Here is a 762-nt window from a genome sequence, read left to right as displayed (position 1 = left end):
TTCACGTGCTTGGATTCACTATCCCGGCGCACCACGAAAGGCGAACCGTTTTCCATCCACGGATCGGGTTCTTCCTTCTGGAAACCATCCACGAAGCTCTGCTTGAACAGGCCGTAGCGGTAGAGGATCCCGTAGCCGACCACGGGGAAATTCAGGGTAGCGCACGAATCCATGAAACAGGCGGCCAAGCGCCCCAGGCCACCGTTACCGAGCGCGGCATCGGGTTCTTCATCGAGCACATCGGTGAGGTTGAGGCCGTAATCTTCCAGGGCCTTGCGGGCATCGTCCACCAGGCCAAGGTTGACGAGATTATTCAGGAGTGCGCGCCCCATGAGGAATTCCGCGGAGAAGTAGCTGGCGCGCTGACCCTCCCGGTATTTCTTAGTGGTAGCTTCCCAGTTATCGGCCAGCCGGCTCATGGTGAGCTCGGACAGCCCCTCCCAGTAATCGCGCAGGGAGGATCCGGAGGTCGAGACACCGGATACCGAACGGGTAAAAGCCCCGAGTGGTTGAGTCAGTTCAGACATTTTGCTCCTCGAAAATATTCGGGCACGTGCCTCCTCTACCTTAGCTGAGAAACTTTCTGAAAATGTGCAAAGATGCCCGCGGCGGGCTGTGGCGGTTATTATTGTGTAGTAAAGCGGGACGTTAGCCCGGGGCTGAGGCTCAACGGGGCGCGGCCATACGGCGGTCGCCCGGTGACCTACGGTCGGCAGCCGGCTGTCCAATGGCGGCGGCACGGTAGCCGCACAGCGGCACGGG

1 protein-coding gene is annotated in these 762 nt (G+C 60.1%); it reads right to left on the bottom strand.

The window, feature by feature from the left end:
* Nucleotides 1-527: glycogen/starch/alpha-glucan phosphorylase (locus AC5RK6_RS01490; RefSeq protein ID WP_493926318.1), on the bottom strand; the 527-nt coding region annotated here is incomplete at its 3' end.
* Nucleotides 528-762: the final 235 nt, after the last annotated feature.

It is taken from the genome of Actinotignum sp. usb-actsch-213, from assembly GCF_059085665.1.
This window is presented reverse-complemented; position numbering and strand designations above follow the sequence as displayed.